This window comes from Aeromicrobium sp. (assembly GCF_047606445.1).
Classification (GTDB): domain Bacteria; phylum Actinomycetota; class Actinomycetes; order Propionibacteriales; family Nocardioidaceae; genus Aeromicrobium.
Window position 1 is genome coordinate 1 of record NZ_JASGEK010000025.1, and the last position, 7,327, is coordinate 7,327.

The window sequence follows — 7,327 nt, forward strand, 5'->3', positions numbered from 1 at the left end:
AGCCAACAACGACAACCCCAAGCCCTACACCTGGACAGCCACCGCCGAGGACATCCTCGCCAAAGTCGCCCGCGCCCGGACCACACTCAACGAAATAGTCAACTAAAACTGCGCCGGACCACTAGGTTGGCTCTATGCGCACAGCGATGGTGGGGGTCGCCGCTCTGGCCCTTCTCGTCGGCTGCGGCGCGGGGCAGTCCGACGGGCGAGACTCGCAGGGACCCCCGTTCCCGGATTTCACCGGCGCCAGCGCGGTCCCACGGGCGGCCTGGCTGGACGACGACCACGACACCCAGGTGGTGGCCGGGGACGTCGAGGAGACCGTCGAGTTCTGGGAGCCGTTCCTCTGGCTGCCCAACGGCGACCTGGTGCTCCACACGGCCGCCGACTCCTCTGGCATGGCGGTCTACCGGCCTTCGGAGGACGACATCATCGCCGAGACCGACGACGAGTGGGGCGAGGACGAGTTCGGGCTCGACGGTGTGACGGGCGCGGTCATGTCCGACGAGGAGGAACTGCTGTCGGTGGACGAACACGGGCCGGAGGAGCCCGACGAGTTGGTCGTGCAGGACTTCGAACTGGAGGAGGTCGACCGGATCGAGCTGCCGGAGCCCGACGACGACCTGCTGCGCCGCTATCAGCCGCCGGTGGCCTCCGAGGGAGCGACGATGGTCCCCTACTACGACGTGCCGAACGGCGGGACGGACGAAGAGCGCGTCTACGGCCTGGTCCGGGTCGAGGACGGCGAGGTGGTCGCCGACGAGCCGAGCGAGATCACCGGGCTGTTCCTGTCCGAGGACCGCGAGACCGTGCTGGGCGTGACGAGCGGGTTCCACGCGGTGATCGTCGATCCTGACACGGGCGAGGTCGACGAGGACCTCGGCGAGCTGCCGGTCCCGAGGGAGCCGTCGGCGATGGACCACCGCGACGGTTCCGCGGCGGTCCGTTACGAGCAGCGGGAGGGCGACCGCACGGTCTATCTCGACGTCGCGTTCGTCGACGGCGCGTGGGAGCACGACGACGAGGCCAGCGACGAACAGGTCTGGTACGTCGACGGCGGGCGCGTGGTCGACGGTCGGCACGGCGTGGAGTGGCAGCCCGACGAGGGCGGCGACGTCGATCTCGCCGACGACGTGACGGACCTGGTCGTCGCGGGGTCGCTCATCCCCTTCGACTGAGCCGACGTCACAGGGTGGTCCTTTTTGAACTTCTTTTGACGTTCGTGTGACATCGCCCGTGAGCGCGCTGCGGCGACGTAGGGTTGAGAGCGGCAACGACGCCATCTGCACGGCGAGCCCGGGAGGCCGCGTGACTCTGTCCGCCGAAGACCAGTTGAAGCAGGACGTCCGCCGCGTCGCCGATCTCCTCGGTCAGACGCTCGTGCGCCAAGAGGGCCCCGAGTTGTTGGCGTTGGTCGAGCGGGTGCGCCGGCTCGCCGCAGCCAGCCAGGAGTCGACGGAGCGCGCCGTGCGGCTGTCGGCCCGTGAGGAGATCAGCCGCATTCTCGACGAGTTGCCGATGAGCGACGTCGCCGCGCTGGTGCGGGCGTTCAGCGTCTACTTCAACCTCGCCAACATGGCCGAGCAGGTCGCCCGGGTCCGCGAGATCGGCGCGCGGGCGCACGGCGAGGGCTGGCTCGACCGGGCGGTCGCCGACATCACCGCCGAGCTCGGAGCCGACGCGCTATCCGAGGCGGTCGCCGCGCTCGACATACGGACCGTGTTCACCGCGCACCCCACCGAGGTCAGCCGCCGGTCGACGCTGACGAAGTTGCGCCGGGTCGCCGACATCCTCGCCGAGCCGTCCGAGCCCGGCACCGCGCTGCGCCGTCGTCAGGACGCCAACCTCGCCCAGTTGATCGACCTGATCTGGCAGACCGATCCCGTCCGGCGGTCCCGTCCGACCCCGCTCGACGAGGCCCGCCACGCGGTCCACTACCTCAGCGGCATGCTCACCGAGGCGATGCCGAGCCTGTCGGCCGAGTTCGCCGACACCCTCGCCGAGGAGGGCGTGCGGCCCGCCGCGACCGCGCTGCCGCTGACCTTCGGCTCCTGGATCGGCGGCGACCGCGACGGCAACCCGAACGTCACGCCGGAGGTCACCCGCGAGGTGATGCGGCTGCAGAACACCGTGGCCACGCGGCTCGTGCTCGACAGCCTCGACGTGCTGGTGCGGGAGCTGTCGCCGTCGTCGGACCTCGTGCCGGTGAGCGAGGAGTTGGCCGCCTCGCTGGAGGCCGACCTCGCCGCGCTGCCCGACCTCGACCCGCGCCTGCTGACCGTCAACGGCGCCGAGCCCTATCGGCTGAAACTGTCGTGCGTCCAGTTGAAGGTGCGGCACACGGCCGAGCGGATCGCGGAGAACCGCGCGCACGAGCCCGGCCGCGACTACGCCACCCGTGACGAGCTGGTCGACGACCTGCTGCGCATCGACGCCTCGCTGCGCGCCCACGGCGGCGAGGTCGTCGCCGACCGCCTGCTCGCCGACACGATCCGCACGGTCTCGCTCGTCGGGCTGCATCTGGCCACCCTCGACATCCGCGAGCACGCCGACGCCCACCATCACGCGGTCGGCCAACTGGTCGACGCGCTGGGCGAGCAGCCCGCGCCGTACGCCGACCTCGACCGTCCGGAGCGGATGGCGTTGTTGTCGGCCGAGCTGGCCTCGCGCCGTCCGCTCAGCGTGCAGCCGCCCGCGCTCGACGAGTGGGGCGCGCGCACCTATGGAGTGCTGGAGGTGGTGAGGGAGCTCCAGGCGACCTATGGGCCGGAGGTGGTCGAGACGTACATCGTCTCGATGACGCAGGGCGCCGACGACCTGTTGGCGGTCGCCGTGCTCGCCCGCGAGGCGGGTTTGGTGCGGCTGGTCGGCGAGCCGCGCGCGGACATCGGCTTCGCGCCGCTGCTGGAGACCGTCGAGGAGATCCGGATCGCCGGTCAGGTGCTCGACGACCTGCTGAACGACCCGTCCTACCGGCAGATCGTGGCGCTGCGCGGCGACGTGCAGGAGATCATGCTCGGCTATTCCGACTCCAACAAGGCCGGCGGTATCACCACGAGCCAGTGGGAGTTGCACCAGGCGCAGCGGGCGTTGCGCGACGTGGCCGCGCGCCATGGGGTGCGGCTGCGGCTGTTCCACGGTCGCGGCGGCACGGTCGGCCGTGGCGGCGGACCGACCTACGACGCGATCCTCGCCCAGCCGTGGGGCGTGCTCGCCGGGGACATCAAGTTCACCGAGCAGGGCGAGGTCATCAGCGACAAGTACGCGCTGCCGGTGCTGGCCCGCGAGAATCTGGAGTTGACGGCCGCCGCCGTGCTGACCGCCTCGACGCTGCACACCGAGTCGCGTCAACCCGCCGAGCAACTAGAGCGCTGGGACGCCACCATGACGCTCGTCAGCGACGCGGCGTACGCGGCCTACCGGGAGCTGGTGGAGGATCCGCGGCTGTTCGACTACTTCCTCGCCTCGACGCCGGTGGAGCAGTTGGGCGACCTGAACATCGGCTCGCGGCCGTCGCGGCGGCCCGACTCCGGCGGCGACATCTCCGGGCTGCGGGCTATCCCGTGGGTGTTCGGCTGGACGCAGTCGCGGCAGATCGTGCCCGGCTGGTTCGGCGTCGGGTCGGGGCTGCGGGCCGCGCGCGAGGCGGGCCACGGCGACGTGCTCGCCCAGATGCACGCCGACTGGCATTTCTTCTCGACCTTCGTCTCCAACGTCGAGATGACGCTCGCCAAGACCGACCTCGACGTGGCCGGCCACTACGTCTCGGAGCTGGTGCCCGAGGACCTACGAGGGCTGTTCGAGGTGATCCGCGCCGAGCACGCGATCACCGTCGAGGAGGTGTTGCGGGTGACCGGATCGTCGGAGCTGTTGGACCATCAGCCGGCCTTGCGCCGCACCCTCATGATCCGCGACGCCTATCTGCAGCCGCTGTCGTTCGCCCAGGTCGACCTGCTCGCCCGTGCCCGCCAGGCCGACGCCACGACCAACGAGCAGTCCGGCCTCGCCCGCGCGCTGTTGCTGACGGTCAACGGCGTCGCGGCGGGCCTGCGCAACACCGGCTGATCAGGGAGGACATGGAACAATGCTCGGGTGACCGCACTCGTCGTCTTGCTCGTCTGCTTCGTGGCGGGCACGGTCGGCTTCGGCGCGTGGGCGGTCGTGGCCCAGACGAAATTGGAGCGGGCGCGGCGCACTATCCGCGCGTTGGAGAAGGAGCGTCTGGTGGTCGCCTCGTCGCCTCCGCGTCGCGCTCCCCGCAGTCTGTTGCGCGCCAAGACGGCAGTCAAGGCCGTCGCGGAGGCCGCTGACCAACTCCGCACCCACGGCGTGCAGGCGCTGGTCGCCAGTTCCATCGAGGACCTCACCGAGTGGCTGCGCGAGGACCGCGCCGCCGTCGAGCGGGCGACCGCCCCCGACGGCACGGTCACCATGTTCTTCTCCGACATCGAGGGATCGACCGAGCTGAACGTGAGCCTCGGCGACCGCAACTTCGTCAAGCTGTTGGCCCGCCACGACGAGGTGATGCGCCGCGCCTTCGCCGACCATCACGGCGAGGTCGTCAAGACCCAGGGCGACGGCTTCATGGTCGTCTTCCGGTGGCCCACCGACGCGATCCGCGCCGCCTTGGAAGCGCAGGCCGGGTTGTCCGCCGACAAGGGACGTTTGCGCGCCCATGCGGTCAAGGTCCGTATCGGTGTGCATCGCGGCGCCGTGGTGGCCCGCGACGGCGACTACTTCGGCCGGAACGTCGCGCTCGCCGCGCGGGTCGCCGCTGAGGCCGAGGGCGGTGAGGTGCTGGTCAGCAACGACCTGCGCGAGACGCTGATCGACTCCACCGAGTTCGTCTTCGACGATGTGCGCGAAGCCGAGTTGAAGGGCTTCGCCACGCCCGAGCTGCTGTGGCGGGTCGCGGGAGCGCCGGACGACCTCTGATTGACTGACGAGGTGAGCACTCGTTCAGTTGTCATCGTCGGGGCCGGCGTGGCCGGCTGGCGCGCCGCCCGCGACCTGCGCGGCGCCGGGTTCGAGGGGTCGGTCACGGTCGTCGGCGACGAGCCGCCCTACGACCGTCCGCCGCTGTCGAAGCAGTACCTCGCCGGCGAGTTCGACGACGCCCGGATCAGCCTGTACCGGGGTGGCGAGCCGGACTCGCTGAACGTCGAGGTGCGGCAAGAGCGGGTCGCCTTCGTGCGTCCCGGAGCGGTGACGCTGGAGGGCGGCGAGGAGGTCGCGGCGGACGAGGTCGTCGTCGCCACCGGCTCGGCCGCGCGCCGTCCGGCGATCCTCGACGGCCACGACATCCTCACCCTGCGCACCCGCGAGGACGCCCAGGCGATCCGTGCCGAGTTGGAGAACGCCGAGTCGCTGTTGGTGCTCGGCGGCGGCTTCATCGGCGTCGAGGTCGCGGCGACGGCCCGGCAGGCGGGGCTCGCGGTGACCATCGTCGAGGCCCAGCCGACCCTGTTGGGCGCGGCGCTCGGCGCCGAGTGCGGCGAGCGGGTCGAGCGGATCCACCGCGACCACGGCGTCGAGTTGATCACCGGCGTCGGGGTCGAGCGGATCGAGGCGGCCGACGGAGGTGCGGTGGTGGTGCTGGCCGACGGCCGCGAGCTGACCGCAGACCTCGCGGTCGCGGGCTTCGGCGCGGAGCTGAACCTCGACGTGTTCGACGGACTCGACCTCAACCTGTCGAACGGCGTCCGCTGCGACGAGTTCGGCCGCGTCGAGGGCCTGGACGGCGTGTGGGCGGCCGGCGACATCGCGGCCTGGCACGATCCGGTCACCGGCGAGGCGATCCGTCGTGAGCACTGGCAGGTGGCCGGGGAGCAGGCGTCGATCGTCGCGCGGACCATCGCCGGAGTCGAGATCGTCAAACGCAATCCGCCGTACTTCTGGTCCGACCAGTTCGACGTCAAGGTGCAGGTCTTCGGCCGTCCCGAGCTGGCCGACTCCCGGGGCTGGCTGGAGGCCGACGACCTCGACCCGGAGAGCGTGTGGGCGTTCCGGCGCGGCGAGAACCTGGTGGGCGTGGTGACCTTCGGCGTCCCGCGGCTGCTCGGCCGCTTCCGCCCGCTCGTGGTCGAGGGTCTGGCCGCCGCCACCGCCTAGACTGAGGCGTCCGGCGTCGATTCTGAGGAGCCAGCCATGTGTCAGAAAGTCACCTGTTCGGAGTGCGGCAAGGCCACCTGGGTCGGCTGCGGCGAGCACATCGAGGAAGCCCTGGTCGGCGTCCCCGCCGACCAGCGCTGCGCCGGCCACGCCTGATTCAGCCAGGCTTCAGTCGGGACTTCCCGAACGCCCGAAAAGCGGGTGATTCGCAGGGTGAAGGAGAGAGCCGGGGGGGGGTGATCCTATGCTCCTTCTGGGAGAAGGCTGAATTCCTCAGCCTTCTTCGCCTGTCACGTGAAGAGGAACCGCATCATGACTTGCCTGCGTCGATTTGCCTCCCTGAGCGCCGCGACCGCCCTGGTGGGCGCATCGCTGGCCGTGGTCGGGGGTGTGGCCGCGCCCACTCCCGCTGCTGCCGCGCCCGGAAACCCGGGGACCCCGTCGGCGCCGACCGTCGTGTGGAATGAGGATTTCGAGAACGGCCTGGGGGACGGTCAGGTTGCCACGCTCACGGGTAAGACGACCCCCACCGGTCCCACGACGACTCGCTACCAGAGCGCTTTCCAGGTGGGCGAGCCGTCGGCGCCCTTGACCTACACCTCTGACGACTACTGGACGCAGACGAACCAGGGCAACGGCATCGTGTTGGACTACAACACCACGGCTGCCACCTTGTCAGGGATCGGCAGCACTGCCGGTTCGTCCTGGCTGCGGGAGATGGCGCAGTCGATCGGCAAGCTCCACAGCTCCGACGAGGCGGTGTACAACGCCAACCACGCGGTCGCCGCCTATAGTTCCGGCGGCTACCCTGGCGCCGGCAGCGTTCAGCTTGAGACGGAGGAGCTCATTCCGCTCACGCAGCAGAACCGGTTCCTGACGCTCGCCGCCGACGTGGCGGCGACCAACTGCATCAGTTATGCCGCACCGTTGCGGAACTTCTACTTCCTCGACGAGGACGGTGACGAAGTCCTGTTGAACAGCACTCCGCTGAATGGCTGCGCCACGGGACAAACCACCAACGCCCGCGTGTCGACGATGACGGGAGATCAGGCGGTGCTGTTGACGGGTGGTTCGGTCGGGTTGCGTATTCGGAATGTTCAGGACACGTCGTCGGGTAATGACGCGGCGTTCGACAATATCGAGATTTTGGATGTGACGCCGCAGTTGGACAAGGAGTTCGTGTCGGGTAGTGGTGTTCCGGGGACGGAGGCGCGGC

General features: G+C 70.0%; 5 protein-coding genes. All 5 read left to right on the top strand.

Going from position 1 to position 7,327, the window contains the following annotated elements:
• Nucleotides 1-134: 134 nt before the first annotated feature.
• The gene (locus tag QM621_RS06040; protein WP_414989465.1) at nucleotides 135-1,178 is read left to right on the top strand and encodes a hypothetical protein; all 1,044 of its coding nucleotides are present in this window, start codon (nucleotides 135-137) and stop codon (nucleotides 1,176-1,178) included.
• A 130-nt stretch (nucleotides 1,179-1,308) separates the two neighbouring features.
• Nucleotides 1,309-4,065, top strand: a complete 2,757-nt coding sequence (gene ppc, locus QM621_RS06045) for a phosphoenolpyruvate carboxylase (RefSeq protein WP_414989466.1) — start codon at nucleotides 1,309-1,311, stop codon at nucleotides 4,063-4,065.
• A gap of 27 nt (nucleotides 4,066-4,092) precedes the next feature.
• Entirely contained in the window at nucleotides 4,093-4,935 is an 843-nt protein-coding gene (locus tag QM621_RS06050; protein WP_414989467.1) for an adenylate/guanylate cyclase domain-containing protein, read from the top strand.
• 12 nt (nucleotides 4,936-4,947) lie between these two features.
• On the top strand, nucleotides 4,948-6,111 hold the full coding sequence (locus tag QM621_RS06055; RefSeq protein ID WP_414989468.1) for an NAD(P)/FAD-dependent oxidoreductase: 1,164 nt from the start codon (nucleotides 4,948-4,950) through the stop codon (nucleotides 6,109-6,111).
• Nucleotides 6,112-6,423: 312 nt separating this feature from the next.
• Nucleotides 6,424-7,327, top strand: a 904-nt coding sequence (locus tag QM621_RS06060; protein WP_414989469.1) for a hypothetical protein, incomplete at its 3' end; no start/stop codon positions are given.

What these genes read in the sequence shown, in the direction of transcription:
- QM621_RS06040 (WP_414989465.1), top strand. Translation starts at nt 135, where the DNA reads ATGCGCACAGCGATGGTGGGGGTCGCCGCTCTGGCCCTTCTCGTCGGC.